This is a genomic window from Cyanobium sp. Morenito 9A2 (assembly GCF_024345575.1).
Taxonomy (GTDB): domain Bacteria; phylum Cyanobacteriota; class Cyanobacteriia; order PCC-6307; family Cyanobiaceae; genus ATX-6F1.
On record NZ_JAGQBJ010000001.1, the window covers coordinates 376,474 to 394,292 of the forward strand.

At 66.9% G+C, this 17,819-nt stretch carries 18 protein-coding genes; 4 read left to right on the top strand and 14 right to left on the bottom strand.

Annotation, left to right across the window (positions count from 1 at the left end):
• Window positions 1-5 precede the first annotated feature (5 nt).
• Entirely contained in the window at window positions 6-2,174 is a 2,169-nt protein-coding gene (locus KBY88_RS02005; protein WP_254938210.1) for a glutamine synthetase III family protein, read from the bottom strand.
• 75 nt (window positions 2,175-2,249) lie between these two features.
• Window positions 2,250-2,456, bottom strand: a complete 207-nt coding sequence (locus tag KBY88_RS02010) for a hypothetical protein (RefSeq protein ID WP_254938211.1) — start codon at window positions 2,454-2,456, stop codon at window positions 2,250-2,252.
• 375 nt (window positions 2,457-2,831) lie between these two features.
• Between KBY88_RS02010 and KBY88_RS02015 the strand changes: the two genes are divergently transcribed.
• Window positions 2,832-4,850: a putative bifunctional diguanylate cyclase/phosphodiesterase gene (locus KBY88_RS02015; protein WP_254938212.1), complete on the top strand. Its 2,019-nt coding sequence runs from the start codon at window positions 2,832-2,834 to the stop codon at window positions 4,848-4,850.
• Window positions 4,851-4,898: 48 nt separating this feature from the next.
• Here the strand turns inward: KBY88_RS02015 and KBY88_RS02020 are convergent, their stop codons facing one another.
• The 8 genes from KBY88_RS02020 to KBY88_RS02055 all read right to left on the bottom strand — a co-directional run bounded on the left by KBY88_RS02020 (window position 4,899) and on the right by KBY88_RS02055 (window position 9,686).
• Window positions 4,899-5,273: a hypothetical protein gene (locus KBY88_RS02020; RefSeq protein WP_254938213.1), complete on the bottom strand. Its 375-nt coding sequence runs from the start codon at window positions 5,271-5,273 to the stop codon at window positions 4,899-4,901.
• An 8-nt stretch (window positions 5,274-5,281) separates the two neighbouring features.
• Window positions 5,282-5,455, bottom strand: a complete 174-nt coding sequence (locus KBY88_RS02025; RefSeq protein WP_254938214.1) for a hypothetical protein — start codon at window positions 5,453-5,455, stop codon at window positions 5,282-5,284.
• Entirely contained in the window at window positions 5,452-5,736 is a 285-nt protein-coding gene (locus KBY88_RS02030; RefSeq protein WP_254938215.1) for a PilZ domain-containing protein, read from the bottom strand. Before KBY88_RS02030 ends, KBY88_RS02025 begins: the two co-directional genes overlap by 4 nt.
• Before the next feature lie 387 nt (window positions 5,737-6,123).
• Entirely contained in the window at window positions 6,124-6,369 is a 246-nt protein-coding gene (locus KBY88_RS02035) for a hypothetical protein (protein ID WP_254938216.1), read from the bottom strand.
• The gene (locus tag KBY88_RS02040) at window positions 6,353-7,264 is read right to left on the bottom strand and encodes a glycosyltransferase family protein (protein WP_254938217.1); all 912 of its coding nucleotides are present in this window, start codon (window positions 7,262-7,264) and stop codon (window positions 6,353-6,355) included. The genes KBY88_RS02035 and KBY88_RS02040 overlap by 17 nt, the downstream gene beginning before the upstream one ends.
• A gap of 61 nt (window positions 7,265-7,325) precedes the next feature.
• Window positions 7,326-8,150, bottom strand: coding sequence for an HlyD family secretion protein (locus KBY88_RS02045; RefSeq protein WP_254938218.1), 825 nt, complete (start codon window positions 8,148-8,150; stop codon window positions 7,326-7,328).
• 287 nt (window positions 8,151-8,437) lie between these two features.
• Window positions 8,438-8,980 carry a hypothetical protein gene (locus KBY88_RS02050; RefSeq protein ID WP_254938219.1) on the bottom strand — a complete coding sequence of 181 codons (543 nt, stop codon included), beginning with the start codon at window positions 8,978-8,980 and terminating at the stop codon, window positions 8,438-8,440.
• Between the two features lie 238 nt (window positions 8,981-9,218).
• A complete protein-coding gene (locus KBY88_RS02055; protein WP_254938220.1) occupies window positions 9,219-9,686 on the bottom strand; it encodes a hypothetical protein in 468 nt (155 codons plus the stop codon).
• Window positions 9,687-10,015: 329 nt separating this feature from the next.
• Here KBY88_RS02055 and KBY88_RS02060 point away from each other — a divergent pair, with 329 nt between their 5' ends.
• Window positions 10,016-10,570 (top strand): rhomboid family intramembrane serine protease, encoded by a 555-nt coding sequence (locus KBY88_RS02060; protein ID WP_254938221.1) that lies wholly within the window; start codon window positions 10,016-10,018, stop codon window positions 10,568-10,570.
• A gap of 26 nt (window positions 10,571-10,596) precedes the next feature.
• Window positions 10,597-11,376 (top strand): SIMPL domain-containing protein, encoded by a 780-nt coding sequence (locus KBY88_RS02065; protein WP_254938222.1) that lies wholly within the window; start codon window positions 10,597-10,599, stop codon window positions 11,374-11,376.
• A 31-nt stretch (window positions 11,377-11,407) separates the two neighbouring features.
• On the opposite strand, the gene KBY88_RS02070 is transcribed toward KBY88_RS02065, so the two are convergent.
• From KBY88_RS02070 to KBY88_RS02080, 3 genes are read right to left on the bottom strand one after another with little or no spacing between them, the layout of a single operon-like run.
• Window positions 11,408-11,671 (bottom strand): cell division protein SepF, encoded by a 264-nt coding sequence (locus KBY88_RS02070; protein WP_396102338.1) that lies wholly within the window; start codon window positions 11,669-11,671, stop codon window positions 11,408-11,410.
• Between the two features lie 4 nt (window positions 11,672-11,675).
• Window positions 11,676-14,852, bottom strand: a complete 3,177-nt coding sequence (locus KBY88_RS02075; RefSeq protein ID WP_254938223.1) for an efflux RND transporter permease subunit — start codon at window positions 14,850-14,852, stop codon at window positions 11,676-11,678.
• Window positions 14,849-16,117, bottom strand: a complete 1,269-nt coding sequence (locus KBY88_RS02080; protein WP_254938224.1) for an efflux RND transporter periplasmic adaptor subunit — start codon at window positions 16,115-16,117, stop codon at window positions 14,849-14,851. The genes KBY88_RS02075 and KBY88_RS02080 overlap by 4 nt, the downstream gene beginning before the upstream one ends.
• Before the next feature lie 164 nt (window positions 16,118-16,281).
• On the opposite strand from KBY88_RS02080, the gene KBY88_RS02085 reads away from it, so the two are divergent.
• Entirely contained in the window at window positions 16,282-16,785 is a 504-nt protein-coding gene (locus tag KBY88_RS02085; RefSeq protein WP_254938225.1) for a hypothetical protein, read from the top strand.
• On the opposite strand, the gene KBY88_RS02090 is transcribed toward KBY88_RS02085, so the two are convergent.
• Window positions 16,775-17,767, bottom strand: coding sequence for a PfkB family carbohydrate kinase (locus KBY88_RS02090; RefSeq protein ID WP_315858080.1), 993 nt, complete (start codon window positions 17,765-17,767; stop codon window positions 16,775-16,777). The genes KBY88_RS02085 and KBY88_RS02090 overlap by 11 nt on opposite strands.
• Between the last annotated feature and the right edge of the window lie 52 nt (window positions 17,768-17,819).

Here is a 17,819-nt window from a genome sequence, read left to right on the forward strand (position 1 = left end):
CGCACTCAGCGGATGAACAGCATCTCCTGGTAGCTGGGCAGGGGCCAGACGGCATCGTCCACCAAGGCTTCGAGGCCATCGACAGCCTCGCGGATCTTGTGCATCAGCGGCAGCAGGGTGTCGGCGCAGTGGCGCATGTGGGCGGTTTCGCCGTGGGGGGGACTGGCCAGGGCGGCTTCCAGGGCCGTGCAGTTGGCGAGCAGTTCCTGGTTGAGGCTGGCGATGCGGCCGGCCATGGCACGATCGGGGGGAAGGCCCAGATTCTCCTGGTAGCGCAGCGAATTGGCCAACTGGCCCAGGTACTCCATCACAGCGGGGTAGATCTGGGTGCGGGCGATCTGAAGGGCGAGCTTGGCCTCCACCTCCACGGCGAGCACGTACTGCTCGGCGTAGACCTCAAAGCGGCTGTGCAGCTCCACAGGGGTGAGCACGCCGGTGCGGGCGAACAGATCCTTGATGTTGTCGCGCTCTAATACAAGGACGGCGTCGGCCGTGGTGGGCAGATTTTCCAGACCCCGCTCGGAGACGGCCATCTGGTGCCATTCGCTGGAGTATCCATCGCCGCCGAAGACAACGTTGCCATGCTCCTCCATGATCACCTTGAGCACCGCCGTGGCCGCATCCTGCAGGGAGGCACCGGTGTTCATTTTTGCCTCTAATTCATTGGAGATGTATTCCAGCGAATCGGCCAGGATCGTGTTCATCGCCACCAGCGGACCGGCCACCGATTGGTTGGAGCCAACGGCACGAAATTCAAAGCGGTTGCCGGTAAAGGCAAAGGGAGAGGTGCGGTTGCGATCGCCTGGATCCTTGGGGAATTCGGGCAGGGTGTCGACACCGAGCTGCATCATGCCGCCGTGGTCGGTGCTGCCGAGGTTGCCGTTCTTGATCATGGTGTACACCTCCTCGAGCTGGCTGCCGAGGTACACCGAAATGATTGCCGGGGGGGCTTCGTTGGCACCGAGCCGGTGATCATTCCCGGCCGTGGCCACCACGGCGCGCAGGAGCGGACCGTAGAGATGGACGCCACGAATGACAGCGCCGCAGAACAGGAGGAACTGCATGTTCTCCTCCGGGCTGCTGCCGGGATCGAGCAGATTCCCCTGGGTGCCGTTCCCCACGGACCAGTTGACGTGCTTACCGGAGCCGTTGATGCCCTCGAAGGGCTTCTCATGCAGCAGGCAGTTCATGCCGTGCTTGCGCGCCGTGCTCTTGAGCAAGGTCATCGTCAGCTGCTGGTGGTCGGTGGCCACGTTCGCCGCTTCGAAGAAGGGGGCAATCTCGAACTGGCCGGGGGCCACCTCGTTGTGACGGGTCTTGGCGGGAATGCCCAACTTGTACATCTGGCGTTCCACGTCCTGCATGAACACCTGAACCCGTTGGGGAATGGCGCCGAAGTAATGATCATCAAACTGCTGACCCTTCGCCGACGGGGAGCCGAACAGGGTGCGGCCGGTGAGTAGCAGGTCGGGGCGCAGGCTCACGAACGAACTGTCGACGAGGAAGTACTCCTGTTCGGCGCCGCAACTGGAATTGACTGGCGCCACCTCGGTGTTACCGAGCAACTTCAGCAGGCGCTGGGCCTGCTTGTTCATGGCCGCGTTCGAGCGCAGCAGGGGCGTCTTCTTGTCGAGGGCTTCGCCGGTCCAGGAGACGAACACCGTGGGGATGCAGAGGGTGACGCCGTTGGGCGTCTCCATCAGGAAGGCGGGGCTGGTGATGTCCCAGGCGGTGTAGCCGCGGGCTTCGAAGGTGGAGCGGATGCCGCCGTTGGGGAAGGAGGAGCCGTCCGGTTCGCCCTGCACCAGAACCTTTCCGGTGAACTCACAGATGGCGGAGCCGTCGCTCTGGGTGGAGATGAAGCCGTCGTGTTTCTCGGCCGTGGAGTTGGTGAGAGGGTAAAAAACGTGGGCGTAGTAAAGCGCGCCGCGACTCACGGCCCAATCCTTCATCGCCTGGGCCACCACGTTGGCCACGGAAACATCCAGCTTGCCGCCCGCCTTGATGGTGTTCTGCACAGACTTGAAGATGTCCTTGGGCAAGGACGATTTCATCTGGGACAGACTGAACACATCGCTGGCCCAAAGCTCCTGCAGCGAGGCCTTCGGGGTGGTGACGGCTGCCGGGCGCTCCTGGGTGCGTTGGATGGCGGCGAGACGTTGGGGGCTGGGCATCGGCTGTTTTGGTGCTCCACCCAGCCAATGAGCAGGGGGCGACCATTGGGGTCACCATTGCTACAAAACCAGGGTTCAGCGCTGGCCGAGCAACTCAATCCAGCTCAGGGGAGCGTCGTGGCAGGCGCTGAGGCAGGCGGCGGTGGTGCCGCTGGTGGCCCGGTGGCTGTGGCTGCCACCGCCACCCGTGGGGGGGCCTTGCCGAGAGCTGGAAGGGGCCAGCGGCCGGAAACTGGATGTGAGGGCGGACGGACTGAGCCGCGCTGCCGAGGCAGGGGACATGGTGAAACAGGCCTCGTGGGGAGGGAATGGATGGGACAGGGCACGCTGGACCCCGCTCCTGGGGTCTCCACGGCTTGGTCAGGGTTGGAATGCTCGGATGGAGCCTTATGACCGATCTCAAGAACGATGCCCACCGACAGAGGGAGGGATCGTGGACGCGTAGGTGCTGATCGTGCGTTGGAAGGCCGAACAGGGGAAGGATCCTCAGACTTTTGATTCTGGATGGATCGCTCGGAGTGGGCGTGGAGCTTCTCCGCTGGTATCAACCTACACCAAGACATCAGAAACCCCTGGGACTGGCACGGGTGTCGTGGCTTTTCCCAGCAGAATTCGTATCTTCGGGTCAAACCTGTTCAACCCGCGCCCTGACCACGAGTGACCCTGACGATCAGCACTGTGTCCCTCCGCCCCGAGTCATTTCTTCTGCTCCCCCAGGACGGGTTGCTTCTGGTGGATGCCCAGGGCGTTGTGCTGCATGTCAATTCGATCGCCCGTCGCCGCCTGTCGGTGACTCCCCAGGCCTTCAACGGGCGCTCCCTGGGGGAGCTGTGGCCCGAGCTGGCGGAGTTGATCGAGCGACGGACCGACTGGGACACCACCGGGCCCAGGGATGAAACGGTCGTCTGGGCTGGGGCCCCTCTCAGTGTGCGCACCTTCCGTACCGACAGCGGCGTCGGAGTGGGTGTGCTGGCCGGACTTCTGGAACCGGAGACGCCAGGGCCACGTCAGTCGCTGGTGGAAAACGTGCTTGAGGCGGTCAGCGATGCGGTGGTGGTGACCACGGCGGAGTATCTGGACTTCCCTGGCCCGGTGATCCTCTACGTGAACTCCGCTTTCCTGGCCCAGACGGGTTATGCGCTCAACGAGGTGCTTGGCCGCAGCCCCAGGCTGCTCCAGGGCCCGATGGATGAGGACCCCTCCACCCGCAGCCGTCTGCGGGGGGCCTTGCAGAAGGGTGAGCGAACGAGCCTGGAACTCGTCAACACCGCCAAGGACGGCACCCAGTACTGGGTGGAGATCGACTTGGTGCCCCTGCTCGATGGGACCGGAGCGGTGACCCAGTGGGTCTCGGTGCAGCGCAACATCTCCGAACGGCGCACCACCCAGCAGGCCCTGGCCGAGCAAGCCCTGCAGGATCCGGTGACGGGCCTGCCCAACCGGTTTGCGCTCCATTCCCGCATCGATCAGGCCCTCCAGCGCCTGAACCGGCGCGAGGGCCAGATGGCCGTGCTGTTCTGCGACCTCAACCGCTTCAAGGAGGTCAATGACATGCACGGTCATCACGTCGGTGACCAGTTGCTGGTGGAAATTGCCTTTCGTCTGCGTGAAGCCCTCCGCCCGGAAGACACCCTGGCCCGCCTCGGTGGGGATGAGTTCGTCGCCATTGCCGAGAACCTGGTGGAGGAGGCCGATGCGGTGCAGCTGGCCCTGCGGCTCAAGGAACGGCTGGGGGCCCCCTGGGCGATCGATGACCAGACCTCCATCAGACCGTCCATGAGCGTGGGCATCGCCATCACGGCTGAGGCCTCGGTGACGGTCGATGAGCTGCTCAGGCGCGCCGACATGGCCATGTACCAGGCCAAGGAATCCACCGGGGCGGGTGTGGCGATCTACGACCGCTCGGTCGACGATCAGCTGAAGATGTCGATCTCGGTGCGCCGTCAGCTACACCAGGCGATCGAGGGCGGTGGTCTGGTGCTGGAGTATCAGCCGATCGTTGAACTCTCCGACGGTTCGATCCATGGCGCCGAGGCGCTGGTGCGTCTGCGGGGAAGCGATGGCCTCCTCATACCCCCCAGCGATTTCATCCCCCAGGCCGAGGTCACTGGACTGGTGGTGCCGTTGGGTGAATGGGTCATTCACCAGGCGTTCTCTGATCTCAAGACCTGGCGCGACCGCGGGCGACCCTATGCGATGTCGGTCAACGTCAGTCCCTCGCAGCTGCGGGTACCGGGGCTTGGACGGTATCTGTTGGAGCAGGCTGAGCTCATGGGCATCGACCCCCGCTGGGTGGCGATCGAGGTCACGGAAACCGTGCTGATCAATCACCCCAAGGTGACCTACGACGAGCTCAGCCTGCTGCGTGAGGCCGGAGTCAAGGTGCACCTTGATGATTTCGGCACCGGCTACTCCAGCCTTTCCTGGCTGACGCAGTTTCCGGTGGATGCGATCAAAATTGACAAGACCTTCACTGCCGATCTGGGGATCGACGAGCGCAAGACCGCCATCATCCGCGCTTTCATCCAGGTGGCTCAGGAGCTGGAGTTTGCGGTGGTGGCCGAAGGGATCGAAACGGAGTTGCAGAAGGACTGGCTGAAGCGGATGGGCTGCGATCGGGGCCAGGGCTACCTGTTCTCAACCCCTTTGCGCATGGACACCGGCCTCTGGGCCTGATCGGCAGCCTCTTCCCCAAGGGCCCCGTGCGGCCGTCACGGCCCTCGTTCAGGCAACAGATTGCTGGCGGGGGAGGGGGCCATCGCGATCGGAGCGAAAGCAGATCTGCAGGCCCGGTGCCCGCTCGTTGACCAGGGCGATCAGGCGCTCGAAGGCTCGCTGGGTCACGGGGGCTCCCTTGCCCATGGGCTCCCGGCTCATCACCACCACGTCCAGTTCGGGGCCGCCGGCCTGGGGCTGGACATCGGCGAAGAGTTGCAGCGCGAGCCCCTCCGGCGGCGAACGGAACAGGGCGCTGAGATGGGCCGGGGCCTGTTGATCAATGCTGGCCTCCAGCCCTTCAAGCACCGGCAGGAGCTGGGGAATGAGATCCCTGGTCTGCACCGGTTCGGGGGTTTTGAGAACCAGGATCATCCGCGCCATGGGGGTCCTCAGTGGGGTTCCATCTTGCCTTGCGGCCGGCTCGGGGCGATCTTCAAGGTGCTGGCCAACAGGATCAAAAGCGCAGCCGCCGTGCCCATGCGTCGGGGCTTCTGATACCTGGCGCTGCCGTCATGGAGCAGGGCCATCAGAGCCGCCGCCGGCGCTTGGCTGAGGGATTTCAAGGCCAGCCGCCAGCGCCGGCAAGGGTCCCCTGGTTCTGTGGAAGCACCTGATCCGGTCGCTCAAGGCGCTCCTCCACCAAAATCCGCTGGCCGCCCAGGCCCGTGGGCGGCAGGATCTCCCCCCGGTTCAGCAGCAGATGGACTCCCGATTCGGAGGCATCACTGGTGGTGCCCCAGGGCTCCTGGTCGTCCAGCCGCAGGCGAGCCATGCCTTGGAAGGGAAGACGATCGCTGAGGTGTTTCTCGGGCCAGTCCCCGCAGACGAGCCGGCAGGGGAGCACCGCCCAGGCGTTGGAATGGTTTCAAGCCAGCATCAACCCTTCGCCCTCAAACGACACCCCGCCCCAGCCCGGGACCGGCAGAGGCCGACCTGAGAACAGCACCAGGCTCTCGATCAGGAGCGTGAGGTGAGCGATGAACGGCCTGACCAGGACACGATCCAGCTGCCCACTGCGGCTGCTCGCGGCCTTGTTGGTGATGACGGCGCCGAGGAGGCGGAAGGGCCAGGGTCTGCCCGATGCGGACCACGGCGGGATAACAGAACAGCGAAGCGTCGGCCTCATTCCAGATCAGGATGTGGTGGTGATTCGTGAGCCAGGTGGTGCATGGGCAGACCAGGATCGCGAAGGGCTGCCCATGCACCACAGCTTCGATCGGCGGCGCGGCGATCAGGGTGAGGCCCAGCTCCAGGCTGGCCGGGGAATCCGCTGAACGACCAACCGCAACAACGGCTTGAACAGGCTGACCAGGAGATTGAGGTGGCAACGCTTCGGACCGAGGTTGAGCTTGCTCGAAAGCGGCAACTCCTTGCCCGAGGAATTGATCTGAATGTTGCCTTGCCTCCAGCGCAGCCGGTGGTCGCGGAGGCTGCGTGGCACTTCGGCAAGGCTCAGGATCTCATCGAGGTAGAGCATGCGCCACCCCGTGTGAGCCCTGTGGTGCCGCTCTGGTGATCCTCGATGGTGCAAGGGGTGATGCACCCTTCACCCCCACCGATTCGATCACGCTTCGGCGCACCCTGTAGGAGGTGCCGCAGCAGATCACGGCGTTGAAGTGATCGCGGATCACCTGCAGGTGGTGAAAGACGTCATCGCTGTCGTCGGGCATGCCCGGTTCCAGGCCGAGGTTGCGGTTGTGGCGACCAGAGTTGAAGTCGCCCGGGGCAGAGGCCCCAGGGCTTCCTTGATCTCCGTGACGAACCCGAGGATGCGCTCGACCACCTGGCGGAAGGGAACAGAATCGCCGTCGATGTCGGCGGTCGGTTCGGAGGAGCTGCGGGCCAGGGTGGCGGTGGCGGATGGCCTTGCTGGCGAGCACGCAGCGCTGGATCAACGGTTCGGATTCGTTGTCGGTGGGAATCCAGATGTCCACCGTGGTTGCCTGCTCCTGGGCTAAGCCGGCCAGGCGGCTCGCCTCGCGCGGTCGCCGCAGGGGCCCGTAGACGATCCAGGGAATGAGCTGCACCGGGCTGGTGATCAGGTCAAGCGCCGCGCACAGAGTCTGAACGAGGTCGAAGGCGAAGCGGAGCGGTCGTGTTGATCGTGGTGCTGCGCCAGATGAAGGACCGCAGACCCCGCGGGCCAGCGCGCTGAGCACCAGGGCATGGCTCCAGTTCCTCCGGGGCAGCAGGTTCCCCCCCGGGGCGAGTCCCACCGGCGGGACCGTATCCAGCCCCAGGCCCCACCCCTGCCATGGCGCTGGCAGGGTGCGGAGGCTGAGCGGATGGAGCTGCACGTGGCCGAGGCACGCGGGCTGCAGGTTCACGAGCAGCAGGGCGCCCCGCAGCGGCAGAACCAAGGCCAGCAGCAACCACCGGACCCCGGGCTGAGCGCCGGAGCAGAGAGGGCCGTGGCTGCGGGGTGGCGGCGGCTCATCGCTCGAAGCTGAGCCGCGCGCTGAAGTCCCCAGGGCAGACCTTCAGGGGAGGGGCCGGGAGGTCGTTGCGGATGCGACCGCCCACCTGGCTTCTGCGCGCCAGGTTGATCGGAATCGGGTTGGTGTCATCCCGCAGGGACACCCGGCCCAGGCCGGAGCGGATCTTGGCCACCTCGCCGCGCAGGTCAAGGGTCTCGCCTACCAGACCAATCCGGGCCGGGCTGCCGATTCGCACCCGGTTCAGATCACTTCCCTTGATGAAGGTGGTGATGAAGCGGTTCTTGCACTCGATCAGCTGCAGCACCGGCGCTTCAGCGGGGAGGCTGTCGCCCTGGTTCGACAGAGCCACCGGAGCACAGCCTGATGGGGGCTCACCAGGGTGCCTTTCCGCCTGCAGGCCGCGGGCCGCTTGGGCGCTGTCACGCTGCGCGCTCAACCCCTGCACGCATCGGGCCTCGGCGCGGCGGCGGCCCTCGAGGTGCTGGAGCTTGAGGTTGGATTCCTGCAGCCGCATGGCCGGATTGAAGGTGCTGCCGATGGTGGTCAAGGTGCGGTTCTTGCTGGCGGCGGCCACCACGCTCCTTTGACCGGCCCGGCGTTCGTCCAGGGCCGCCGGTGGCTGGCGTTCAGGGGCCAGTTCGGCGCTGGCTCGATCCACCACCGTTTCAGCCACCGCCCCCCTGGAGCGACGCACCTCTGCCTCAAGACTCTGGAGATCTCGGCTGCACTCGATCTTGAGTTCCTGCTGTTGTCCAGCCTCACGGCGAATCTGAGCGATCAGCAGCTTTGGCTTCCCAACCTCCTCGTCGAGTGCCTCCAAGCCGCTGCGGCTGGTGAGCCGATCGTTCGTCTCGCGGCTGCGCCCCTCCTGGCCGCTGGCGGGGGCGCATCGACCAGGCCGAGCAGTTCCTCCTTGCTGACGAACCGTCGGCTTTGGCGCTGAGCATGACCCGGAGGCCGCTGCCGGGCGTCTTGATGTCGCGCGCGCTGGCCTCCACCCTCGGATCCCTGGAGCGGGCGGTGGGCAAGTCGATCAGGATTCGCCACGGCCGTGGGGGCCAGGCCCCCTCGCCACGGTCTCCGTCTGGGACCGACGTCCGGGGCGGCTCAGGGCTCTGGGGTGTCATGGCGGACCCGCGCGAGCGGCGAGATCGGCGAGCGCCGCCACTGGGCCAATCCACCCCCGCGCCCCCGGGCGCACAAGGTGGCGCCCTTGTCCTGGAGCCCAATCAGGGCAAAGAAGGGCAGCCGGCCCACGGGCGCGGCTTCGAACGGCTCGCTGACTGGAAGAGTCCGGTCCAGGGCGCGCCAGGGGCCCAGCTGGAGGTGCAGACGCTCGAAGCGAAACACCAGCAGGGGCCGTCGTCCCTGCAGCCGGGCCGGACCCTCGAACTGCAGCGCCAGGCCCCCCAGCCGCACGGAATTGCGCACCCGCAGTTGGGATTCCGTTGAATCCCCGGGGGAATCCGTCGCCATGATCTCCAGCTGGGCCCCCAGGCCCCGGAACAGGCGGCTGTTGAGGCCTGAGGGCTGGGTGCCCCGCCGGGGCCAGACCTGGTCCAGCCGCCAGCAGCCGATCAGATCGGCCGCCGTCAGGCCGCTGCCCCCGCGGCGGCTGAGTCGTTCCTGATCGAGCAACGCCGGTTCCATGGCGTCATTGTGGAGCGCTCGCGTCTCTGGCGGGGCCGTCCGCGTCAGGGGGGCTTCCGGGGCTGAGGGATACCAGGGGCGACAGGGGGGTGCCAAACGGGCTTGGCGAACAGCCCATCCAAGAGGCCGCCCTTGGCGGAGAAGTCCCGCTCCAGCGGGGGCCAAACGCCAAGCTCCGCGATCCTGAAGAATCCCACCGCCTGGAAGGTGTTCCTGGCGTCGGCCTTGCCCTCGGCAGTCACAGGCCGGAAGCCGTGGTCCACGACAAACCTCTGGGCTTCGGGGGTGAACAGGAACGTGGCGAAAGCCTCGGGAGCCGGGGGCGTGCCCCGCCCATCGACGGTCCTGTCGACCACGGCGGCGGGCATTCCCGTGAGCACATGGGGAGGAACAGCTTCACCGGGGTGGTCCAGGTGCCGCTGCGCCTGGCCAGGAACGCCTCGGTTTCCCGGTTCAGCAACCCATCCCCTGCCCACCCATCTCCTTTCTTGTCCTTCACGAAGGCATCGGGGGCGGCACGGGCGTCCTTGGCCAGCCCCTCGTCGTTGCGGAACTCCGCCTTGATGAAGGCTTTCGATCGGGCCGCGTTCGATCCTTTCTGTTGCAGGCCCCCCAGAGGGCGACGACGCTCCAGCGGCCGCACGAACGTCGACACGCTGGAGTGGCTGGCCGGGCCGACCACGTCGGCGGCGAGGCCATCGATCACCGCCCGGGTCCGGCTGTCGAAGCCCCCGTCACTGCCCTTGATCGTCACATCCTCGGCTGTGCGCTTCTACCAGTCGGCTGTCAACAGAGGGATGATCTGGTCTGTGGTGGCTTCGGTGACGGCCTGGCGCACCGGCACGGTCAGGAGGTCGGCCGGAACAAAAGGACCCCGAGACCGCGGGAGTGCCGATGCGCTGAGACAACCACGTCATCCGGATCGGATCCAGATTGCACACTGCCCGCGGCCCCGGGGGTGGGTCGGATCGGCACGGCAACGGTTGCCCCGTCTGCCGGCGGTGGGAGACTTGACGGTCGGCGTCTCCCTTGACCATGGCTCCGTTCTCCACCCAATTGCGCCGCGGCTTCTGGCTGCCGATCCTGGTGTTGGCGCTGCCCTGGGGACAGGAACTGCTGGACCAGGTCTTCTTCGCGGGCCGGTGGAACCTGCCGATGGAGCCCGGCGGCTCCTTCCTCGGGGTGCTCACCGCCCCCTTCAGCCACGCCGGCTTCGGCCACCTGATCAGCAATTCCCTCTGGTTCCTGCCCCTTTCCTGGCTGGTGCTGCTCCAGGGCCGTCGCGACTACCTGGCGGTCTGGCTGGGGGTCTACCTGATGGCGATTCCCGTCTGGTTGTTCTGGCCCTACGGCAGCCATGGGCTCTCGGGGGTGGTCTATGGGCTGCTGGGCTACCTACTGCTGGTCGGATGGCTGGAGAAACGGATGCTGTCGCTGCTGCTCTCGGTGGTTGCCCTGCTCAGCTACGGGGCCCTGTTGCCCAGCCTGCTGCCTTTCCTCAGTCCGCCGGGGGTGAGCTGGATCGGCCATCTTTCCGGCTTTGCCGGAGGCGTGCTCGCCGCCTTTGCCATGCACCGGGAGCCGACTTAGGTTGAAACCTCTACTTCCCTGCGGCGATGGCGGATTCAGAGCTTGACCCGCCGGGGAACGGCTGGCCCCAGCGCAGTCTGCACGCCCTGCGGAACACCCCGGCCCTGGTGGCGGCCATGGCGGTGCTGAGCCTGGGGATGGTGGTCTCCAGTGCGGTGCTGATCAAGGGGTTCCGCCAGGCCGACGACAGCATCACCGTCACCGGCGCCAGCACCGAACGCATCCGCAGCGACGCGGTCGACTGGAGTCTGGAGGTGCGCCAGGGCGGCACCAGCCAGGGGGACTCCTACAGGGCCCTGCTGCCGGCGGTGGCGACCACCACCGCCTTCCTCAGGGCCCGGGGCCTGACGGACGCGGAAGTGCAGCTGGGGGCAGTCAGATCTGAGCGGGAGGATGTGCGCGATCCGAGCACGGGGATGTTGCGCTCCAGCGTCTGGACCAGCCGCCAGCCGATTGTGGTGTCCAGTGCCCGGGTGGAGCTGGTGTCCCAGGTGGCACGGGACGCCGCCCGGTTGATCGGCGAGGGGGTGCCGCTCACGATCAACGACCCCGCCTACACCTACGGGCGGCTGGCGGAGAAGCGCGTGGACATGCTGGCCAAGGCGACCCGGGATGCCCGGGCCCGGGCCCGGGCCATCGCCGCCGAGGCCGACGCCCGGATCGGGGCGATCGTGAATGCCGACACAGGCTCGTTTCAGATCACCGCTCCCAACTCCACCGAAACAGGTGACACGGGCTCCTACGACACCCGCACGATTGACAAGGACATCACCGCGGTTATGGCCGTGACGTTTCGGGTGGAGTGATCCGGTTGGTACGCCTCCGGCAGCCGTGCGCTCAGAAAGGGTCCCGCTCAATGGCCACGTCGTAGGGGGCGAACAGAAAGATCAGATCATCGAGCTGCTCCTGATGGCCGTCGATGGCGAACACGCCACCGGCGACGAAATCGGCGGCGCGCTGGGCTTCAGAGTGCTCCATGGCGGAGAGATTGAGCAGCACGGTTTTGCGGTCGCGCACGGCCAGAACCGCCTCGGAGACCTCTTCGAAGCGGCGGGGCTGCATGAGGACCACTTCGTGGCCCCCGTCGGCAAAACGGGTCATGCCCTCAGGCTGGCGCGACCGGCTCCTCTTGGCTACTGGGGTCTGGACTTCCTTGATGGAGCGCCCCATGGCTTGCTTCGGCTGCATCCCCGGTGATCTGTGGTCGCAGCCCCAGCCGTGCTGCGAATCCCTCAGCAGTCACATAGAACACCGGAGTGATGTAGAGCGTCACGATCTGGGAGACCACCAGCCCCCCCAGCACCACCAGCCCCAGGGGGCGGCGGGCCTCGGCCCCGGCGCCGAGGCCCAGGGCAATCGGCATCACGCCGATCACCGATGACACCGTGGTCATCATGATCGGCCGGAAGCGTGTCAGTGAAGCTTGGTAGATCGCTTCGATGGGCGTCAGCCCCGTGCGCGAGGCCACGACGGCGAAATCGATCATCATGATGCCGTTCTTCTTGACGATGCCGATCAGAAGAATCAGGCCGATGTAGCTGTAGATGTTCAGCTCCGAGCCGAACAGGATCAAGGTGGCCAGGCCCCCCACCGCCGCCGAGGGAAGGCTGGTGAGGATCGTGAGCGGATGGATGAAATCCTCATACAGGATTCCCAGCACCACGTAGATCACCAGGATCGCCAGAATGGCCAGCCAGCCCAGGTTGGCGAAGGATTCCCCGAACACCTTGGCGTCCCCCTGGAAGCTGGTGCTCACGCCTGCCGGCAAGCTCTCGCGCGCCAGATCGTTGATCGCTGCCGTGGCCCGATCGAGCGACACCCCCGGGCGCACGTTGAACGAGAAGGTGACCGAGGGCAGCTGGGCATTGTGGTTGATCGAGACGATCCCGCTGCCGCGCTCGAGGCTGGCCACGGCGCCCAGGGGAACGAGCCTGCCGGCGCTGTTGCGGATCGAGAGCAGATCCAGATCGGCCGGTGAATTCTGATCCACCAACTTGACGCCACTGATCACGGCGTACTGGCCGTCGGATTTGTAGATCGTTGAGACCTGCCCTTCGCCGTAGGCGTCCCGCAGGGTGCTCTGCAGGGTGGCCACGTTCAGGCCCAGGGCCGCCGCCCGGTCGCGGTCGATGTTCACCTTGAGCTTCGGGTTGTTCAGCAGCAGGTCACTGTTGACATCGGTGAGCTCGCCCATGGCGCGCAACTGGCGCTCGAAACCGGGCGCCACCTCCAGGAGTTGGGCCAGATCGATCGCCTGGAGCGTGAACTGATAGCGGGCGCGGGTCTGGCCGCCGCCGATGCTGATCGCCGCCGGCTGGCGCACGAAGCCGCGCAGACCTGGAACGCTGTTGACGGTGCGCCGCAGGCTGCGGGTCAGCTCCGCAGCCCCAAGGGGGCGCTCGGAGCGTGGCTTGAGCCGCAGGAACAGGCGGCCACTGTTGGAGGAGGCGTTGGGGCCGCCGGAGCCGATGGTGCTGTTCACCCCGTCGATGTTGGGGTTGGCCAGCAGCTTGCTCGCCAGCTTGTCCTGGAGGGCCGCCATCTCCGGAAACGAGATGCCTTCGGCGGCCTGGGTGTTGACCGTGAGCTGGCCCGTGTCCACATCGGGAATGAATCCCTTCGGGACCAACTGAAAGAACAGCACCGTGAGCAAGACCAGCGCCAGGGAAAACAGATGCACGGCTCGGGGACGGCGCAGGGCCGTGCCGAGGGTGCTGGCGTACAGCGTGCTGAGGCGATCGAAGGAGCGGTTGAACCAGCGCAACAGTCGGTTGTTCTCCAGGAATCCACTCGATCTGGCGCCGGTTTCGGGCAGAAAGCGAGCCGCCATCATCGGCGTGAGTGTGAGCGCGACCACGCTCGAGAACATCACCGCCACGCTCAGGGTCACGGCGAACTCCCGGAACAGGCGGCCGAGCAGCCCCCCCATGAACAGGATCGGAATGAACACCGCCACCAGGGCCACCGTTGTGGAAATCACGGTGGTGGTGATCTCCTCTGAACCCAGCAGCGCCGCGGTCCAGCGCCGCTCGCCTTTCTCCTGGCGGCGCACGACGTTTTCCACCATCACGATGGCGTCGTCGACCACGAAGCCCACACTCAAGGTGAGGGCCATCAGCGAGATGTTGTTGAGCGAATACCCCAGCAACCAGATCACCCCGAAGGTGGCCACCAGCGAGATCACGATGGCCAGGGCGGGCAACGTGGTGGTCATCGGCGAGCCGAGGAACAGGTAGACCACCACGACCACCAGGGCGATGGTGAGCAGCAGGGTGTGCTCCACATCGGTGATCGATTCCTTGATCGCCTCGGAGCGATCGAAGAGCACATCCAGATTGATGGCGGCGGGAATAGAGGCTTTCAACTCCGGGATCAGGTCGCGGATCTTGCTGGTGATCGCCACCGTGTTGCTACCCGGCTGGCGCTGGATCGCCAGCACGATCGACCGGGTGCCGTTGTATTTGCTAGCGAGGCGCTCATTGGCCACCGAATCGAACACATCGGCCACATCGGAGAGGCGCACGGGTGAACCGTCCCGGTAGGCGACGATCAGCTGGCGGTAACCGGCGGCGTCATCGAGGCGGCCATTGTCTTCGACTGAGTAGGTCTGCTTGGGTCCGTAGAGGTTGCCCGTGGGCAGATTGGAGTTCCCGCCGCGCACGGCATTGAGGGCTTCGTCGATGCCGATGCCCTTGGCGCCCAGGGCCTGGGGGTCGAGGCGCACGCGCACGGCATACTTCTGGGCCCCGAACACCTGCACCTGGGAGACCCCGTCCAGCATCGAGAGCCGTTGGGCCAGTTGCACCTCCGCGGCCCGGTTCACCTCCACCAGCGGCAAAACCTCCGAGCTGAGCACCAGATAGAACACCGGCTGCTCGGCCGGGTTCACCTTGCGCAGGGAGGGCGGTGAGGGCAGATCGGGGGGCAGCTGCCGGCTGGCCTGGGCGATCGCCGTCTGCACGTCCTGGGCGGCGGCGTCGATGTTGCGCTCGAGGTTGAACTGGAGTGTGATCTGGGTGCTGGATTGGCTGCTGCTGGAGGTGATCGAGCTGATGCCAGCCACGGTGGAGAACTGCTGCTCCAGAGGGGTGGCGACCGCCGTGGCCATGGTTTCCGGGCTGGCCCCCGGTAGGGAGGCGCTCACCTGCAGGGTGGGGAAATCGATCGTGGGTAGATCGTTGATCGGCAACTGGCCGTAGCCGATCAGGCCGAAGATCACCAGGGCCACGGCGATCAGCGTGGCGGTGACCGGCCGCCGGATCATCTGGTTCGCGAGACTCATGGCTTGGTGCCTCCCTCGCGACTCGGTTGGCGCGCCCCCCCCGGGCGGCCCGGACGCTCGGAGAGGCTCGCTCCGGGGCTGAGGGCGAACTGCCCCTTGGTGACCACCCGATCACCGGGCTCCAGTCCGCCGAGCACCACCACTTCCCCATCGGCGGCGGGCCCGGTGCGGATCGGCCTGACCTCGGCCTTGCCGGTCTTGGGCTTGCCGCTGGCCAGGTAGACGTAGCTTCCCTTCTGGCCGATCTGCACCGCCGTCTGCGGCACCAGCAATACGTTCTCCAGCCGCTGCAACTGCAGCCGTCCCTTGACGAACTGACCCGGCACCAGCGATTGGTCGCCGTTGGCGAAGCGGCTTTTGATCCGGGTGGTGCCCGTGGTCGCATCGACGGCGTTGTCCACCGAGGCCAAACGCCCCCGGATGGGGACCGCCCCGGGACCGCTGGCCTCCAGCTGCACCGGCAGGCCCGGCCGCAGCTGCCCCAGCAGCCGCTGGGGCACGGCGAAGACCACGTCGATGGGCGAGAAGCTGTTGACCAGCAGCAGCGGTGCGTTGTCTTGGGCCCGGACGTAGTTGCCCACGGTGACCTGCAGCTGGCCGGCACGGCCGGCGATCGGCGAGCGGATCTGGGTGCGCTGGAGTTGCAACCGCGCCGTGGCCTCAGCGGCCCGGGCCGCCGCCAGGTTGGCCAGGGCACTGCTGACCCCACTGCTGCTGCTTAGGGCCGTGGCCTCGGCGCTGTCGGCCTCGCTGATGAATTGATCCTGCTGGTCGTTGCTCACGGCACCCTGGCGTCCCAGGTTGCGGTAGCGCTCGGCCCGCACCCGGGCCGTGCTCGCCTGGGTGGCCGTGCGTTTGGCCTCGGCCCTGGCCTGGAGCACCCCTGCCTCGGCCTTCTGGCTGTTCGCCCGGGCCTGGTTAAGGGCAGCTTGAAACTCGTCTGGATCGAGGCTGAGCAGCAGCTGGCCGGCCTTCACCTGCTGTCCCTCGCGGAAATGCACCTGTTGCAACATGCCGGAGACTTCCGGTCGAATGGCGGCGGCGGCGATCGCCTTCACCTCGCCGGTGAGCGGAAAGACCACATCGAGCTGGCCGTAGCGCGCCTGGGTGGTTTCCACCAGAACGGGCGGGCGCTTGCGCTGTTCGTTCTCCTTCGGCAGCAACCCTCTGACCAGCAGGCCGCCCAAAGCGAGCCCCGCGGCGACCAACAGCCAGCGGGTGCGTCGTGGGGTCCGCAGCCAACGCTCGCGCAGGGGCCGAGTCAAGGGGACTGAATCCGTCACCGAGTCACCGTAGAAGCCGGATTGGGGGCTTGCGTGTGCTGACTGCCGCCTGGATGAACCAAGCTGTGACCAGGTCTGTCCCTGCCGATCGAGAGGGAGTTGCGATGGCGATCCCACGGCCAATCCGATCCTTCCGATTCCGAGCCTTGCCCGGGCTCGTCCCGTTGGTCGTGCCCTGGGCCGTGACCGGCGCGGCGCTCTCCTGGGCGGCTTCCCTTGGCACTGGTGCGGCGCTGGTGCCGAACGCATTGTTCGCAGGATTTCCGGCCGTGTCCTTCGGCCTGCCGTTCGCGGCGGCGCGCCTGGCGATCGAGCGCAACGGAGCCCGGCCGGCGTCCTTTGGGGCTGACACCATCGAATTGGCCTGGGATGGTCGTTTCGCTGGCCACGATGGGCGCGCCACGCTGCTGTTCGCCCCGGGATACGGGCTGCGCCCGATCAGCCTGCTCCTCCAGGCGCCGAGGGGCGGCGACCGATGGTTCGAGCGTTTCGGGGCCCAGATCGCCGCCCGCCAGGGTGCCGCTGACCAGCGCATCCTGAGCTCACTCGATCGCACGCTCACCTGGCCTGCCCGGGCGGGCGTGGTGGTCAGCCTGCGCCAGACCCTGCCAGCTCCCCAGACGCTGGTGCTCTCCTGGATCAGTCCCTGACGGATCCCAGCCGCCGCTCGGCCGCCGCCCCATCGATCTGGCCGGCGTAGGCCCCGCGGCCCGTGATGCAGGCGGCGCCGCAGTGGGAACCCAGGGCGAGGGCTTCCTCCAGGGTCCAGCCGGCCGCCAAGGCCGTGGTCAAGCCGCCGGCGAAGGAATCGCCGGCCCCGTAGGTGTCCCCGCCGCAGCGCTCCAGCCCCACGGCGCTTCGCTGCGGCGCCTGAAAGCGGCCGCCGGGGCAGGTGTAACCGCCCTGGGCCCCTTCCGTTCCCACATAGACCCCAGGGGGCGGATCCAGATCCCCCGCGCCGTAGCTCTCGCCGGGATCACTGGCACTGCCGACCAGGGCGTCGAGGCCCACCCCCGTGGCGCGAATCAGGGGCAGGCCGAGGCGCGGCGTGGCCGCCAACACCTTTGCCCGGCGGGCGTGACGCAGGGCCTCGGCATCGCAGGCGGTCACGAACACGCCGTCGCAGCTGCCCAGCAGCTCCCAGGGCAGCGGGTCACTGGCGCAGGGGCTGAGGCGCTCGCCGTAGACGGTGATCGAGCGTTCGCCGCTCGCTTCGATGAAGCTGATCGCCCGGCGGGTGGGGGCCTCCCTCCAGGCAATGTGCAGGTTGAGCCCGCGCTCGCTCAGCTCCGCTGCCGCTCGCTCACCGAGCGGATCACGCCCCAGGGCCGTGAAAACATCCACCGGCCCGGCCAGGCGGGCCATCTGAGCCGCCACCACGGCGCCGCCGCCGGCGGCTTGCTCGAACAGGTCGCTGGCGCGCTGGATCTGGCCGGAGCGCGGCAGGGCCGGCACCCGCACGAAGCTGACCCACTCCACATGGCCGACCACGGCCAGGCGCAACCCCGTGCCGAGCGCCGTCAACGGGCCTGGGGGTGCGTAGAACGGAAGCAGGTCAACCGGAGGCTGGTGTGGGTCATCACCATCGTCGTCGGGCGCCAGCGCGCCATCGCCGCCTGGGTCCTTCCGCACCCTCGGCGGAGGCCCAGCGCACGGCAGAGCGAATCCATGCCAGCACCACGGC

Coding starts and splice junctions, on each gene's coding strand:
- KBY88_RS02005 (WP_254938210.1), bottom strand. CDS start 2,174: ATGCCCAGCCCCCAACGTCTCGCCGCCATCCAACGCACCCAGGAGCGC.
- KBY88_RS02010 (WP_254938211.1), bottom strand. CDS start 2,456: ATGTCCCCTGCCTCGGCAGCGCGGCTCAGTCCGTCCGCCCTCACATCC.
- KBY88_RS02020 (WP_254938213.1), bottom strand. CDS start 5,273: ATGGCGCGGATGATCCTGGTTCTCAAAACCCCCGAACCGGTGCAGACC.
- KBY88_RS02035 (WP_254938216.1), bottom strand. CDS start 6,369: ATGCTCTACCTCGATGAGATCCTGAGCCTTGCCGAAGTGCCACGCAGC.
- KBY88_RS02050 (WP_254938219.1), bottom strand. CDS start 8,980: ATGGAACCGGCGTTGCTCGATCAGGAACGACTCAGCCGCCGCGGGGGC.
- KBY88_RS02060 (WP_254938221.1), top strand. CDS start 10,016: ATGGCTCCGTTCTCCACCCAATTGCGCCGCGGCTTCTGGCTGCCGATC.
- KBY88_RS02065 (WP_254938222.1), top strand. CDS start 10,597: ATGGCGGATTCAGAGCTTGACCCGCCGGGGAACGGCTGGCCCCAGCGC.
- KBY88_RS02070 (WP_396102338.1), bottom strand. CDS start 11,671: ATGACCCGTTTTGCCGACGGGGGCCACGAAGTGGTCCTCATGCAGCCC.
- KBY88_RS02075 (WP_254938223.1), bottom strand. CDS start 14,852: ATGAGTCTCGCGAACCAGATGATCCGGCGGCCGGTCACCGCCACGCTG.